This window comes from Sulfurimonas indica, from assembly GCF_009192995.1.
GTDB lineage: Bacteria > Campylobacterota > Campylobacteria > Campylobacterales > Sulfurimonadaceae > Sulfurimonas > Sulfurimonas indica.
This window is the reverse complement of sequence record NZ_SDID01000004.1, coordinates 1-15,235: the sequence shown is the minus strand read 5'-3', so window position 1 is coordinate 15,235 and position 15,235 is coordinate 1. Positions and strand designations below refer to the sequence as shown.

General features: G+C 38.4%; 14 protein-coding genes. All 14 read right to left on the bottom strand.

Features of this window, described 5'->3' with window-relative positions; translation table 11 throughout:
• Window positions 1-2: 2 nt before the first annotated feature.
• Window positions 3-2,489, bottom strand: a complete 2,487-nt coding sequence (locus ES948_RS02485) for an NADH-quinone oxidoreductase subunit G (protein ID WP_152183359.1) — start codon at window positions 2,487-2,489, stop codon at window positions 3-5.
• Window positions 2,489-4,732: an NADH-quinone oxidoreductase subunit G gene (locus ES948_RS02480; protein WP_152183358.1), complete on the bottom strand. Its 2,244-nt coding sequence runs from the start codon at window positions 4,730-4,732 to the stop codon at window positions 2,489-2,491. The genes ES948_RS02485 and ES948_RS02480 overlap by 1 nt, the downstream gene beginning before the upstream one ends.
• 9 nt (window positions 4,733-4,741) lie before the next feature.
• Window positions 4,742-6,778 carry an FAD-dependent oxidoreductase gene (locus tag ES948_RS02475; protein ID WP_152183357.1) on the bottom strand — a complete coding sequence of 679 codons (2,037 nt, stop codon included), beginning with the start codon at window positions 6,776-6,778 and terminating at the stop codon, window positions 4,742-4,744.
• Between the two features lie 9 nt (window positions 6,779-6,787).
• A complete protein-coding gene (locus tag ES948_RS02470; RefSeq protein ID WP_152183356.1) occupies window positions 6,788-7,012 on the bottom strand; it encodes an NADH-ubiquinone oxidoreductase subunit E family protein in 225 nt (74 codons plus the stop codon).
• Window positions 7,012-8,253: an NADH dehydrogenase (quinone) subunit D gene (gene nuoD, locus ES948_RS02465; RefSeq protein WP_152183355.1), complete on the bottom strand. Its 1,242-nt coding sequence runs from the start codon at window positions 8,251-8,253 to the stop codon at window positions 7,012-7,014. Before nuoD ends, ES948_RS02470 begins: the two co-directional genes overlap by 1 nt.
• Before the next feature lie 12 nt (window positions 8,254-8,265).
• Entirely contained in the window at window positions 8,266-9,072 is an 807-nt protein-coding gene (locus ES948_RS02460) for an NADH-quinone oxidoreductase subunit C (RefSeq protein WP_152183354.1), read from the bottom strand.
• A complete protein-coding gene (locus tag ES948_RS02455) occupies window positions 9,072-9,581 on the bottom strand; it encodes a NuoB/complex I 20 kDa subunit family protein (RefSeq protein WP_152183353.1) in 510 nt (169 codons plus the stop codon). The genes ES948_RS02460 and ES948_RS02455 overlap by 1 nt, the downstream gene beginning before the upstream one ends.
• Entirely contained in the window at window positions 9,563-9,952 is a 390-nt protein-coding gene (locus ES948_RS02450) for an NAD(P)H-quinone oxidoreductase subunit 3 (RefSeq protein ID WP_152183352.1), read from the bottom strand. The genes ES948_RS02455 and ES948_RS02450 overlap by 19 nt, the downstream gene beginning before the upstream one ends.
• A 304-nt stretch (window positions 9,953-10,256) precedes the next feature.
• Window positions 10,257-10,547: a hypothetical protein gene (locus tag ES948_RS02445; RefSeq protein ID WP_152183351.1), complete on the bottom strand. Its 291-nt coding sequence runs from the start codon at window positions 10,545-10,547 to the stop codon at window positions 10,257-10,259.
• A gap of 71 nt (window positions 10,548-10,618) precedes the next feature.
• Complete coding sequence (locus ES948_RS02440; protein ID WP_152183350.1) at window positions 10,619-12,355, bottom strand: ATP-binding protein; 1,737 nt, start codon at window positions 12,353-12,355, stop codon at window positions 10,619-10,621.
• Window positions 12,356-12,363: 8 nt separating this feature from the next.
• Window positions 12,364-13,602: an OmpP1/FadL family transporter gene (locus ES948_RS02435; RefSeq protein ID WP_246153806.1), complete on the bottom strand. Its 1,239-nt coding sequence runs from the start codon at window positions 13,600-13,602 to the stop codon at window positions 12,364-12,366.
• A 6-nt stretch (window positions 13,603-13,608) separates the two neighbouring features.
• The gene (gene nfo / locus ES948_RS02430) at window positions 13,609-14,499 is read right to left on the bottom strand and encodes a deoxyribonuclease IV (RefSeq protein WP_152183349.1); all 891 of its coding nucleotides are present in this window, start codon (window positions 14,497-14,499) and stop codon (window positions 13,609-13,611) included.
• Entirely contained in the window at window positions 14,496-14,969 is a 474-nt protein-coding gene (locus ES948_RS02425; protein ID WP_152183348.1) for a hypothetical protein, read from the bottom strand. Before ES948_RS02425 ends, nfo begins: the two co-directional genes overlap by 4 nt.
• The gene (locus tag ES948_RS10820) at window positions 14,969-15,130 is read right to left on the bottom strand and encodes a hypothetical protein (RefSeq protein WP_188109427.1); all 162 of its coding nucleotides are present in this window, start codon (window positions 15,128-15,130) and stop codon (window positions 14,969-14,971) included. Before ES948_RS10820 ends, ES948_RS02425 begins: the two co-directional genes overlap by 1 nt.
• Window positions 15,131-15,235 lie beyond the last annotated feature (105 nt).

Genomic DNA, 15,235 nt, shown 5'->3' with positions numbered 1-15,235 from the left:
TATTACACCTTTTCTATCGAAGCTGTACTAAAGCGATATCCGCTAAAGAGAGCCTCTGAATTTAGATTTTTATCAAAAGTAGGCAGAACTACAATTGAACCTTTTATTTTGTTATCACTGACTACATTTGCAGTTAATTCACCATTGTCAGTTGTAATTTTCACAGTATCACCTTCATTGAAGTCAGAATTTGACAAGAATTCCTCACTCATATAGATACCGCTTACCTCATCAAGTTCAGTCGTTTTATGTGTAAATGGAGTGAACTGTCTCACAGGATTAGCTAAGTAGATTATACTACCTTCAAGCTTGTCATCGCTGAATTTATCTACACTTTCATCACCAGATAGTGTAACTGCTACATTTTCTAACACATAACCGCGCATCTCAGTACCATCATTTTCATAATGATTTGGTAGGTTGTCAAACTCCTCGTGCTTAAATCCAACAGCCGTTGGAAGTTCTACTGTATAGTCAATAACATTCTCAGCTTCAAAGCCAAGCGCATTTGCAATATCATTGAGCTCATAACCGTTATAACCAATCGCTGCATTTGTAGGGTTTACACGCTTATTAACAGATGTTAATGTTCCCTCTTGCTGGTTCATTGCCGGCATGTCTAAATCACCATCACCAAGAGCTGAAAGTACAAAGTCTCCATCCGTGTTGTAACCAACAGTATAAGAACCTTTATCATCATCAAGCTCACAAATCAGGCTTACACCTAGTGTATTTGTAAGAGATGGGATCATTACAAGTTCAAATTTCGTGTATTTTTCAACAAGTGCAACTAAACGTGCAAGGTTTTTTGATTTTGGATGTGTATAGAGATCCGGTCCAACCATAAGAGCAAAAGTCTCTTTTTTCTTAAGGTTTTTCTCTAGAGTCTCCATAAATTTATCATCTGCACCTAAAAGCTCTAAAAGTTTGTTATCATCAACAACAACCTCTTTTTCAACTTTTTTAGAGACCATTTTAGATTTTTCTACTTCAATCTCTTCCTCTTCACCCGTCTCTTCATTCACTTTCACTTCTTTAACGATTTCAACAACTTTCTCTTTAACTACTTCAGTTACTGTAATTGTTTTTTCAGAGTGAAATGATGCTAAATATTCACTGATTTTAGATGGCATCTGTTCTTTATCACCAAACAGGTCAAGTAATAGATAAAGTGCTATCTCTTCTTGCAGTGGAGCATGTGTTACAGTCATGATTCCTTTACCAAGACCTTCAATAATCGGATCGGCTACCGGATGGAAATAGATTCCTGCACCCTTGCTTACTGTAAGAGAGTTATTAAGAGCATAACGAGCATTTGGATTATCAGTTTTTAATGCTGATCCGATTGATACGATAAAGTTAGTCGTATGTACACGCTCTAAGTCAGAACTGTAAAGTTTTGTACCACTAATCTCAGAGTAATCTTTCATAAAAGTCTGGAATGCTTTTGCTTCAGGGTTGATAAGTTTGTATCCAAACTTCTCTTTCATCTTTTGCAGTAAAAGCGCTTCTTCATTTGTAATAGTAGAAGTGAATGCAATCGTGTCAGCTTTTTTGAATGCTTCTAGTGCTGCGTTAAATGCTACTTCATCTTTTACAGCATCTGCATTTTGATAATCAAATCCGTAACGTCCCGCACCACAAAGTGAAACATAGTTCCACTCATTCATTACACGGTAAATCTTATCTTCCGGATTTTCAATGCTTGTATGCTTCACATCATAAGAGATCTGACAACCTGCAGAACAGTGTCCACATGTTGCAGGAATCTGCTTAAGCTCCCATGCATTTGATTTATACATAAAATGCGTATCTACAAGTGCACCAACCGGACAAACTGCAGCACATTCACCACATGATGTACAGTCAAGAACATCTGTTCCATTTGTAAGACCGATTACTGATTTGTTGAGTTTATTCCACATTGCATAAGCATCTTTTGGCATACTCTCTTTGAACTCAGCATCGATTGCATCTGCACCACGAGGAATAGTCTTGAGTGAATTATCACCAATCATATCTTTACATGCAGTTACACAGCGCTCACAAACGATACAGAGACCCGGATCGTAGTGAAGATGTCCCCAGTCATGGCTACTTCTATCTACATCTTTGATTGCATAACTTTGTGAATCTACACCAATTTCAAGTGTATAGTTTTGAAGCTCACACTCTCCTGATTGGTCACAAACACCACACTGCAGTGGATGGTTTACATCGTAAACTTCCATAATAGCGCGACGCTCTTTTTCAATATTCTCTGTGCTTGTAGTAATGTTCATTCCGTCTTTTGCTTTGGCATTACAAGCGTAAACCTGCTTACCATCTGCTTCAACAAGACATATACGACATGCAAGAGTTGGACTACAACGCGTTAAATAACATATTGCAGGAATGAAGATATCGTTCGCACGGGCAGCATTTAAAAGATACTCTCCCTCTTGCGTCTCAATCTCTTTTCCATCAATGTTTATGACTATTTTACTCATTACATTACTCTCACTATTTTGGATTTAAGAAATCTATAACTGCCATAATCATAACCGCTATCAAACGTAGGGTTAAGTGCAATTGTTCCTTTTAACTCATCATCTAGTTTAAAGACTCTTCTTTGTATCGAATCTCCTAAACTAATCTCTACCTCATCGCCATCACTAATCTTCGCTGCTGCTGCAAACTGTGCAGAGCCTCTTAGAGTTGTGTCACGTTCCAACTGCTTCGTTTTGTTTGTAAAGCTGTTAAACTGTAATACAGGATTTGCCTGATAGACAACTGTTCCGTTATACTCCGGAAGTTCCGCTACCTCTTCAAGTTCACCATCCATTACACACTCTACACTCTCAAGCTGATAACCACGCTCATCTTCACCAAACTCCCCTAAGAAGTTCTCCAGTGAATCAAACTCTACTCCTTTAAAGCCAGCAGACTGTGGTAGCTCTTTTGTATAATCAATCGTATTCTCAGCTTCAATATCAAATGCAGATGCTATATCATTAAGCTCGTACCCATCAAAGCCAAGTGCAGCATTTAACGGTAGCACCTGATTATCAATACTGACAACAGTTCCCTCTTGCTGGTTGAGTGCTGGAACGATTAAGTCTGCATTTTCGTCGGCTGCAATTATATACTCTCCATGAGCGTTATACCCAACAACACTGCTTAAATCTTCATCAACGTCTAAATCACAGATAAGTGAAGCACCTACAGTGTTCACCTCATTTGGTACAACAAGCAGTGAGAAGTCTGTATATTTTTCAATTGTCGCTGCGAGTTTGGCAATGTTTTGGGCCCTTGCGTGAGCAAACATATCAGCACCAATTACAAGTACTTTTTTCTCGGCACGCATAAACGACTTACTCATAAAAGAGAGCTCATCATCACCTACGTTGCTTTCTGCTTCAAGATATCCTAAATCAAGGTCATCCAAGAAGGCTTTTGTTGTATCATCAAGGTCTGCATTTTTTAGAAGTTCATTTGCAAGAAGAGCCATTACACCCTCTTCCGTTCCTACTTCATACTTCATAAACTGTGTTGCAGTGTTTTTCATCAATGCATCTTCCATAGGATGTGCATAGACGATTTTTGCACCGTTATGACGTGCTGCAGTAGTTAAAGCATAACGAACACCAGGATTGTCTGTTGCGACTCTTGTTCCTACTATAACGATAGCATCAGCCTGTTTGATCGCTTCAAGGTTTGCACTTGCGTGAAGTTTTCCACTTACAGATGCATAAGCTTTCATAAAGTGAGCATAGAGTCTTGCATCTTCATTAAAAAGTTTCAGACCAAGCTTCTCTTTCATTTTTTGTAAAATCAGCGCCTCTTCATTTGTAATTATTGATGAAAAACGGATGGCACTTGCATTTTGAATTGCTTCTAATGCTGCTGTGAATCTTGTTTCATCTTTTTCAGCTTGTACATCAAAATCAAATCCAAAACGTCCAGCTCCACAGAGTGATGCAAATTCAAAATTATTTTTTACTCTGTAAATTGAATCATCACCATTGATACCAGAGTGACGTGTCTCATACTCTAGTGGACACCCAGCTGAGCAGTGTGCACACGTTGATGGAACACGTGATAGTTCCCATGCATTTGCAGTGTATTTGAAATCACTGCTTACAAGTGCACCGACCGGACAAACTGCAATACATTCACCACAGAAAGTACAATCAAGTGTATCGGAATCTTTTGGAATGATAGTTGAGCTATATCCACCAAATTTCACTTCAATTGCATCATCACCGATTACTTCATTACAAACATGCACACACTTCTCACACATGATACAAAGTGCAGGGTCATAATTGATAAGTCCCCAGTCTTTTACACTGCGGAGCTGATCTTTTGCAGAGAACTCCTGTTGCGTGACACCAAACTCCAACGTCATGTTTTGCAGGTCACACTCACCAGACTTGTCACATACACCACACTCTAAAGGGTGATTTACATCATAAAGCTTCATAATGTTTTGACGTTCACGCTCAAGCTCATGAGAGTTTGTCTTTACTGCAATGCCTTCAGTCGGTGGTGTATTACATGATAGAATAAATCCATCAACACCCTCAACCTCTACGGAACAGATCCGACAAGATGCACATGGAGAAGTCTTTGAGATATAACACATTGTTGGAATATAGACACCGTTTTTGCGTGCAGCTTGAAGGATTGTCTCACCTTTGTTCGCTGTTACGTTTTTGCCATCTATTGTAAAGTTAATTGTATTACTCATCATCAACTCCTAGGCCTGAACCATAGCGATATAATAACAACGCATACATCGCTCTGCTTCAGCTAAAGCCTGCTCTTGTGTGAAACCAAGATTTACTTCTTTGTTGTTGTCTTTACGCTCATTAACAGTTAAAACTGCAGAGTGCTCACGCGGAAGACCCGGAAGCCAACCTGTAACTTTCTCTTTCTTGTCATAGACTTTCAGTTTTGCCAAGTGATCTTCCATAATCTCTTCATCAGTAAGCGTAATCTCACCTGTTTGAACATAACGGGACATTACAGAAGCTGCACGTTTTGCCTGGCCAACTGCATTTACAATCGTCATCGGACCATATTCACAGTCACCAGAAGCAAAGATACCCTTGCGTGAGGTCATATAGTCTTTCCCGTTTGTCTTGATAGTAGCCCATGATGTCTTCTCGATTTCCCACTCTTCAGGAAGCAGGTCTAAATCAGCTGACTGAGAAACAGCAGGAATCAAGTAGTCTGCTTCAATCGTATATGACTCACCCTCGATTTTCACCAACTGTGGACGTCCACCGTCAGGATCAGGTACAAGTTCAAATTTGTCGATTAAAAGCTCACGCAAGATATCATTTTCATCCGTTGTAATCTTATTTACCGCAGAGTGGAAAAGAAATTCTACACCTTCTTCTACAGCTTCATGATACTCTTCATAGGTTGTATTACGAATAATTGTCTTCTCGTCACGACGATAAACCATATAGACTTTTTTCGCATTGGCACGAATCGCACAACGGACAACGTCCATCGAAGTAAATCCACCACCAACACAGACAACTGTTTTACCAGTCAAGTCAACAAAGTCTTGGCTTAGCATCTGCTGCTCTTGTACTGATTTTGGCGTTTTTATATCAAACTTCTCATAAAGGTTTACCCAGTCAAGAAAATCAATAGCACCCCAGTAACCCTTAATCTCTTCACGCTCATTTTCACAACGAACTTTTTTAGAGATTCGAGTACCTGTAGCTACCATAACAGCATCATACTCTTTTTCAAACTTACGCATATCATCAGCTGTGATTTTACGGTTTGTGATAAAGTTCACACCCAGATCTTTTACACATTCGATATCTTTTTCGTACTTATCCCAAGGCATACGGTACTCAGGTACACCAACTGTTACCTCACCACCAAGAACAGGAAGTTCTTCGTAAACATCTACATCGATTCCCTCTGCAGCAGCGTAGTAAGCCGTTGTAAGTCCTGCAGGACCTGCACCGATAACGGCGATTTTCTTATCAATTGACGGTTTTTTCTCCATAGGATGGAAAAAGTCAAATCCATGGTCCGTCTCCCAGTCAGCACCAAGACGCTTAAGTGACATAATAGAGATAGGCTCATCCAGATTTGTTCTACGACATGCATCTTCACATGGGTGTGGACAAACACGACCACAAACATGCGCAAGCGGCATAGTCTGACGTGTAGCTTCTAGAGAATCATCAAAACGCAGGTCTCTTACACCCTCAATATATGCAGGAATATCAACATGGCTTGGACACGCATCTGTACAAGGAGCCGTGATTTTTGCAATATAACCGATACTCTCTTCATAATGTTTTGATTGTTTCTTCTCATTGATACACTCTAAGAATGTATCTTCAAAGTGTGTCATCAAGTCAAGGATAGGATTTGGTACAGTTTTACCAATCTCACACTTTGACGTGACTTGCATACTTTTACCAATCTCTTTCAAGTGGTCCAAATCAGCTACTTCACCTTCACCACGAGCGATTTTATCAAGTACGTCATATAAAATACGACCACCCCAACGCCCAGGTGCACATCTACCACATGCTTCACTATACTCTTGATACTGTGCAGCATACTCCATAGCAAGACGAATAACATCCACATCTTCATGAAAGAGTGCAACACCGTCCCAGCCAATAAAAGCTTTAGAGTCACGATGATCGTCGTATTGTGCCGGCAGGTTATAAGCTGATTCTTCCCACTCTTCTTCAGGTTTGCCTATATTATTTATAGACTCACCTTTCCAAGTAGAAAAATAGACTTTACTCACATTAAATCCCTATTTTTTAACTACGATAGTCCAGTCGACTTCGTTAAACTTCAGTGAGTTATATAACTCATACCCACACTCTTTTACCAAATCAGCTGAACGCTGAATCGGTGTAAAGTCACCTATTTCAAAAAGAAAAATCAAAGTCTCAGTCGGCTTGTGTTTCTCTTCTAAAATCTCTTTCATACGAGGTTCAAAATTATCTTTTAAATGTCTTAAATCATATCTTTTCATTATCTGTCAACCTCTCCAAATACGATGTTTGTAGTACCAATGATAGATACAACATCCGGAATATAGTGACCTGGTAAAAGGTCAGTTAAGATTCCTGTATGCCAGAATGACGGCGCACGAAGTTTGAGTCTGTATGGATACGGTCCACCTTGAGAGTTAATGTAGAAACCGAGTTCACCTTTTGGAGACTCTGTCGGTACATACACTTCACCAACCGGTGGTCTCATACCTTGTGTTACAAGAACGAAGTGCTGCATCAAAGAGTAGTTTTGTGTCATAATGTCAAGTTTTGGTGCTGAGATATATTTAGGCGCATGTGCCATAAGCTCAGTTTGACCATCTTTTTCACACTTCTCATACATCTCTATACATTGATAAAGAATCTTCGCAGACTCTCTCATCTCTTCCATATAGATACGGTAACGTGCGAAGTTATCACCCTTGTCAGACCAAGGAACATTGAACTCTACTTCATCATAAAGCTCATATGGTTCTTCTTTACGAATATCCCATGCAACGCCAGAAGCTCTTAACATTGGACCTGTACAGCCCCAAGAGAGTGCCATTTCAGTCGGTATCACACCAACCTCTTCCATTCTCATTCTCCAGATACGGTTGCTATCAAGTAGATCTTCGTAATCTTTGATGTTTTGTGGAAGTTTGTTTAAGAAAACTCTTAACTGATGTAAAAAGTCATCTTGAATATCCAAAGGAACACCACCGATACGAATCGCAGCATGTGTTAAACGTGCTCCACAATACCCTTCAATAATATCCATTAAGTACTCTCTTTCACGGAAAGCAAATAAGAATACTGTCATTGCACCGATATCAAGCGCAGTTGTTGCCAACCAGAAAAGGTGAGACATCAAACGGTTGATCTCTAAAAGAAGCATACGAATTACTTTCGCACGACGCGGTACTTCAAGACCGATGAGCTTCTCAACTGCAAGTGCGAAACCATAGTTATTTGAAGATGAAGCGATATAATCCATACGGTCAGTAGTAGGCATAAACTCGTTATAGATCATATTCTCAGCCATCTTCTCCATACCACGGTGAAGATATCCAACATCCGGATGTGCTTTTACGATTTGCTCTTGTTGCAGATGAAGCATAAGACGTAACTGTCCGTGAGCAGAAGGGTGCTGTGGACCGAAGTTAAGAATGAGTTCATTATCTTCTCTGTCAAATGTAATGTTTTCAAAAAACGGTGTTAATCTGTTTTTTACTTGTGCCATATTTCTACCACCCTATCTTTGAGGATCATCAATAACTTTTGATGACTCTTTATCTACTTTTCTAATTAGGAATACTCCACCATCTTCTTGATACTCTTGAACTGTAGGTTCCATATCATCTGTAATCTCAGTTCCTTTTGGTACTTCAAAACCAAGGCGAGCAAAACGCTCAGAGTCATATCTGTCAACTCTTGCTGTATCACGAAGTTCAGGTCCGATGATATCACGTGCTTCTTTTCCATAGATCTTATCTACTTCATACCACGCAGCAAACTCGTCACCTTCTAACGGATAAGTTTTAAGAAGTGGATGTCCTTGCCAATCATAAGGCATAAGGATTCTTTTCATAAACGGATGTCCATTTGCTTCGATTCCAAACATATCATACATCTCACGCTCTGACCAGTCAGCAGAACGGAAAAGTTTCTCTACAGAATCAACTGCCTGACCGTTCTCAATAAAATATTTTACACGGATACGTTTGCGTTTTGTCATAGAAAGCATTTGATAAAAGATCTCAAATGTATTGTCTTTTGCAAGCCAATCGATTGCACTCATCTCTGAGAGTTGTGTATACTCAAGTTCATCGCGCATCAACTCTAACACACCATAAATATCATGTGGATTGATGTAGATTACCATCTGCTCTACTTGAATGTATGCGTCTTTTACTTCAAACTTTGCTTTGATAGCCTCTAAGTCAGCTGCAAACACTTCATCACAATCAACGTCCTGCTTTGGAACCTGTGGTGCTACATAGTATCTATCTGTATAGTAGGCTTTTGCCTGTACATCATCTTTAGGTTTATACGCTCTCATTACATTAACCTCTTCGCTTTTTGTGCATTTCCGGCTTTATTTGCACGGATTTTTTTCTGTAGTAACATTACACCATACTGAAGTGTCTCAGGACGAGGAGCACAACCAGGAAGATACAGATCAACCGGAATAATTCTATCTGCACCCTGAACAGTTGCGTAAGTATTGAACATTCCACCAGTATTTGCACATGAACCCATAGAGATAACCCATCTTGGTTCTGTCATTTGGTCATACAGACGCTTAATGAACTCAGCATGTTTTTTTGTAAGCGTACCCGCTACAATCATAACATCTGCCTGACGAGGAGACGCACGGAAGATCGTTCCGTAACGGTCAAAGTCAAAACGAGATGCACCTGATGCCATCATCTCAATACCACAACAAGCAAGACCATATGTTAATGCCCAAAGTGAATTTGAACGCCCCCAGTTTACAATCTTGTCAATAGAAGTCAGTGCAACCGGAAGTCCACCGTCTTGTGTATAATTTACTTTATGTTGTGCCATTCTAGCGCTCCTTTTTTCCATGCATATACGAAACCGATTGCCAATAATAAGATGAACATAATCATCTCAGCAAATCCAAACCAACCTAAAACTTTGAAGTCAACTGCCCATGGAAACATAAACACAATCTCAACATCAAAGAGTAAAAAAAGCAGTGCGAACAGGTAAAACTGTGGCGACACTCTATTTGGTTGTTTTGTGATTTCTGGTCCACATTCATAAACAGAAAGCTTAATCTTTTCACTATCTTTTGCAGCTAACGCGCGACTCGCCAAACGAGCGATTACAGTCGTAGCCATAAATGCACCAAATGTAATTACAAATAGTACAAATACCCCAAAATACGGATTCGAAGTCACTATATGATCCATATAACCTACCTTTTAAATTAAGAGCAATATTTATGTTAAATATAACTCTTCTTAATATTTGTCTTCTAACGCTTATAAACAGCCTGTGTTAATGGCTTGTATGCTTTTGCATTTAGAAAAAACAGTTACTGCACTATATCAAAAAGAGTATTAAAAAAAAGTTTTATAAGCTAGAAGATATTGAAAATGTCACTTATCGCAACACAGCTTTTTAAATGAGAGAAAATGTGTGTAATTTTGTAATATAAATGAGATAAAAGATGACTTAAAAAAGATATTTAAGTCATCTTCTTGTTTATTTTAATTAATAGGTTTGTACCATATTTTGTGACTGCGTTCTGTTTTGTTGCATTGACTTAGAACCTTGCCCAGAACCATCACCTTGACCTTTTCCAGAGCCACTACCTTGTTCTTTTAAGCCTTTATATTGGTATTTATACTGATGTTCGTATTGGTTTTGATTCATCTGTGAACTGTCGCCACCGCCGCCTGAACGGTAGCCACTTCCACCACCCATGCCGCCACCGCCACTTGGACCTTTAGCCATTGCAACCGTTGCAATAAGAGATAAAGCTATTATCACTACTTTTTTCATCATAACTCCTTTGGTTTGTTATGTTGTATTGTTACATACTAATGTTAGCGAATCGTTAGTAGATGAAAAATTTACTTATTTAAAAATCCCATAGACTTTTCACTGTCGAAATTTGCATCTCTTTCTCTACGAATTTCATCTATAAAATCCTCAAATGTGAAAAGAGGCTCTTCTCTAACAGCTACTTTGTATGCCGTATTTTTAACGATTAAGTTTATCTGTCCGCCCGTTAGTGAATACTCCGCAAGTTTTGTAACATCGAAACCATCTTCATATGGTGCACTCTTTGGTAGCATTTTGTTCCAAAGCTCAAGTCTTTGTTCTTTATTTGGCTTTTTAAACTCTATCTTGTAGTTAAATCTACGTGAGAAAGCTTTGTCAATATTTTCAAGCAAGTTGGTTGTTGCTATAAGCATGCCTCGAAAATTCTCAATCTGTTCTAAGAAGATATTTTGCATCTGGTTGTGCATCTGATCTGAACCTGTAATATTCCCAGAACTTCTTGCTCCTAAAAACTGATCCGCTTCATTTAGTAGTAAAATCGGCTCTGTTTTTGTCTTCTCACTCAGTTCGTAAAAAGTATCGAAAATCTTACGTACGTTTTTTTCACTCTCACCCACATACATAGAAAGAATTTTTGAACAATCAAATGCCAATACCTGACGCTTGAGCGATTTTGCCAGAGAGTAAGCCGTCATCGTCTTTCCTGTTCCTGCCGGACCGTAAAAAATAATGCGTGCATCGATACCGCTTTTTTTACTTTTTATACCCCATTTTACAAGACGATTTACAACCTCTTTATCAACCTGTTTCATAAGATTTTCAAGCGTCTCTTTTGTTTCACTGTTAAGCACAACATCCTCCAAGGATGTCTCACTGTCGATTAGCTCAAAGATATCCTGTTCCTCTACAAGAGCATTCAGCTTGAGTCGTGTTACCTTTTTCGTCTTTTGCGGATGAATGATACTTTGGAGCACATCGTCCACAATGTAGAAAGAACGGGAAATTCCACCAAAAGGATTCAGCATCTCTTCATAATCGATAATACCACTGCTCAGCAAGTGAGAACCCTCTTCTAAGAGTGAGCGGTTTTTAATTCTCTCATACTCATCGATAGAAATCAGCTCTATCAATGTGTTCATCTCACGCAGAGATGCATCTGTTGCACTGTACTCCTCACGCAGAAGTGCGATGAAGATAACCTGCTCATAGTTGTTCATCTTTTTTTGTTTAAAGAACTTGTCAAGTACAAGATTTTCTGAAGTCTGTTCCACTCTCTCTTCAATACGTTTTTCTAAAAGTTTGAGCTTGTTTTGGAGTCTGTCAATGCCTAAAGAGTGCTCATGCACATTTTGACGAATAACAGACATCTTTTGATACAACTCTATTCTAAAAAACTGGTCTTGTAGATACTCCAAATGGTCTGCATAAGGCTTCACATCTGGCAAATCCAAATCTAATGTACCATCTTGTAGCAGTTTTAAAAAACTCGGTGTAAGTCCTACTGCTGTATTTAGAAGCTCTAGTGGTGTTACTTCTGAGATTTTGATAGGAGTGAAACTCTGCTGATGCAACCAGCCGAGTTCCAAAAGGTTTTTTACTTCGATGAGATGATTCAAATGTTTGTATCCATCATCTTTGTAGAGCTCTTCCAAAAGTGAAAGTACAAGAACATCATCCTGTCCCTCAACATATTTTTGAGCGATATGGCGAAGGATATTTGCCTCTGCCACACTTGTTTTAAGGTGTATAAAGATATCTGACTTTGCTACATCCTTTGTCTTTAAAAAATTAACTAATGTCTTCAAATATTTCCTTAAAATTTATAACCTAGCCCCGCAGAGATGATTAAGATGTTTCCATCACTAAACCCTCCAACAAGACCATTGTCATTTGCATCTGATGCACTAATGGTTCTATTTTCATGCATAGAATAAAGTGCTGAAAGACCTACATCAATACTCTCATTGATTTTATAACGTCCACCTAAAGAGACTGCAGTTGAGTCCGTATCTGGAAGTTCAAAGCCGATAGTTTTATTTGGTACAGGACTCTCATCAATTACTAAACCTGCCATAAGAGTCAGGTCATCAAGCTCTTGTGTAAGACCGAAACGAAATGTGTTAGTATCTTTCCAGTCTTTTGGTATAGATGCATCAAATGCTGCAGGCATAGGAACTGTATAATCAAAATTTAAATCTTTATATGCAGACCAATATGTTTTTTCATATACAATTTCTAATGTAGTGTTTGTTGGCAACGTATATGCTATTGCTATGTCTAATGCTGCTGGTAATGGTATAGAGACTGTTGACCACCCATCATAAAATTTAGTACTACCTGCATCCGAATAAAGTTTAGCATTTCCTTCTTCAGTTAAATTAATTTTTGAACGATATGTTAAACCTAATTCTATGTCAGATGTAGGATTATAAGCCAAAGCTAAATTATAACCATAATCTATTGAATCTCCTTCCATATATCGAGAACCTATAGGAGAAGTACTTTTTACTATTCCTTCTGAATAAATCACTCTAAAACCAACTGCCAGACCCAACTTATCATTAATTTTAAAAGCTGCTGTCGGATTTACTTCAATAGTTGTTAATGTAAATTCTTCTGCTTTATATACAGCAGGAGCATCTTTCCAACGCTTAGAAAGCCCACCAGGAGCAACAATACTTACACCAACTCTAGCACCATTATCCCCAAGGGCCCCAGAAACATAATGAAGAGTCGGAATTACAAAATCTTCACTTTCAGATTGAATTTCATTGCCTGCTACTGGTTTCCATTTAACCTTATCAAGCCCAATATAAGTTATATCAGCCTCAATATGATTTTCATCAGACATAAAGACCATTTTTGCAGGATTGTAGTATGCTGCATCTGCATTGTTTTGATTGTGCGCAACATTTGCAGCACCCAGTGCTACCGCATTTGTTGACGTCTCTGGAATCTTATACCCACCTGCCATTAAAATTGAACTTGCCACCAGAGACAACAGTGCTACTTTTTTCATTTTCATCTCTCCCAAAAAAATTAGTGCAACCATATTACACTATTTATTCTCAAAAGAGTATAAAAGCTGAATCTCTTCTGCCCAGATGCTCTCATCAATCGTCTCAAGTATCAAAGGAATATCATCCATTCTCTCATCATTCATTATAAATCTAAAAGCATCCAAACCAATCTCTCCTTTTCCTAAAGAGTGATGTCTATCCACGTGAGAACCAAGTGGCGGTTTTGAGTCGTTGATGTGCATTCCCATCAAGTATTGAAAGCCTATGATCCTATCAAACTCACTCCATGTTTTATCGTACGCTTCACGTGTTCTGATATCATAACCCGCTGTAAACATATGACAAGTATCGATACAGACACCTACACGATTTTTATCTTCTACTTTGTCAATAATATGTGCAATATGCTCAAACTTCCAGCCAAGGTTACTCCCCTGCCCTGCCGTATTTTCTATAACTGCAGCTACTCCGCTTGTTTTATCAAGTGCGATATTGATGGATTCTGCGATTACATCCAAACATTTATCTTCTATTGGCTGCATTACTTCAGGATTCTCTTTATCTTTTTTACTTACTTTGACCAAATGACTTCCTGGATGAAAGTTAAGCCTGTCCAGTCCAAGTTGCGCACAACGCTCCAATTCATCGATGAATGCTGCACGAGATTTTTCCAGTTTTTCACTCTCAGGATGCCCTAGATTGATAAGATAAGAATCATGTGGCAATATATGCTTTGGCTCTATACCGCTCTTTACCAAATTCTCTTGAAACTTCTCTATCGTTTCGCTCTCTAATGGCTTTGCAACCCACTGTCTTTGGTTCTTTGTAAAGAGAGCAAAAGCCTTTGCCCCTATCTCCATCGCATTTAACGGTGCATTGTAAACACCTCCACTTGCACTTACATGTGCGCCAACAAATTTACTGCTCATCGACTTATATCCTTAATTTTAAATAGTATATGATTTTTTCTATCTTTAAAATAGACCTCTTTTGCTTTTACAACATACTTAATATCTACATCCTGTGTGAGAATACGCTGTGTAAATCCAAAAGAACTCTTTGTCAGATTTACTCCATCAAAGATTCTATGCCCCAAAAGTATATTTTGCAGTAAATTTGGAGGATATGCACTATTGAGGTACTCACTGTTAAACCCCTCTTTAGATATACATCCTTCATCACTCACGCAAATCAGATGATTGATATTGATTCGTTTAAAAACATGTCCAGCAACAAAAAGCTCTAACTCGAGAGCTTTGTCACTATGTCGTAAATAACCTATATCTGAAAATTTTAATTTTGGAGTTTTAATCGTTACGATTTTACTCTCTGTATGCTCATAGTTTTTAATACTACATGCACTAAAAAGAAAAATGAAAGAGAGTAAAAAGTATTTCATTAGTCTATTGGAAGGAATTTTCCACATTTTTTCTCAGCAGTACCACCAAACTCTTTGATTTCAACTGCTGTTCCGTTTTTTGCAATAAGCTGACGTTTACATTCATCTTTTGCAATACATTCTCTATTTTGACATCCAATATTTTCTGCAACTTGTGCCATTTGCTCTGTCCTTATTCAAATATAATAATTTTTCGCAATTATATCGCTTTTATTTTATAGAAAAATAAAGATTTTTTAAGATTTAACAGCTATAATTTCACTCTT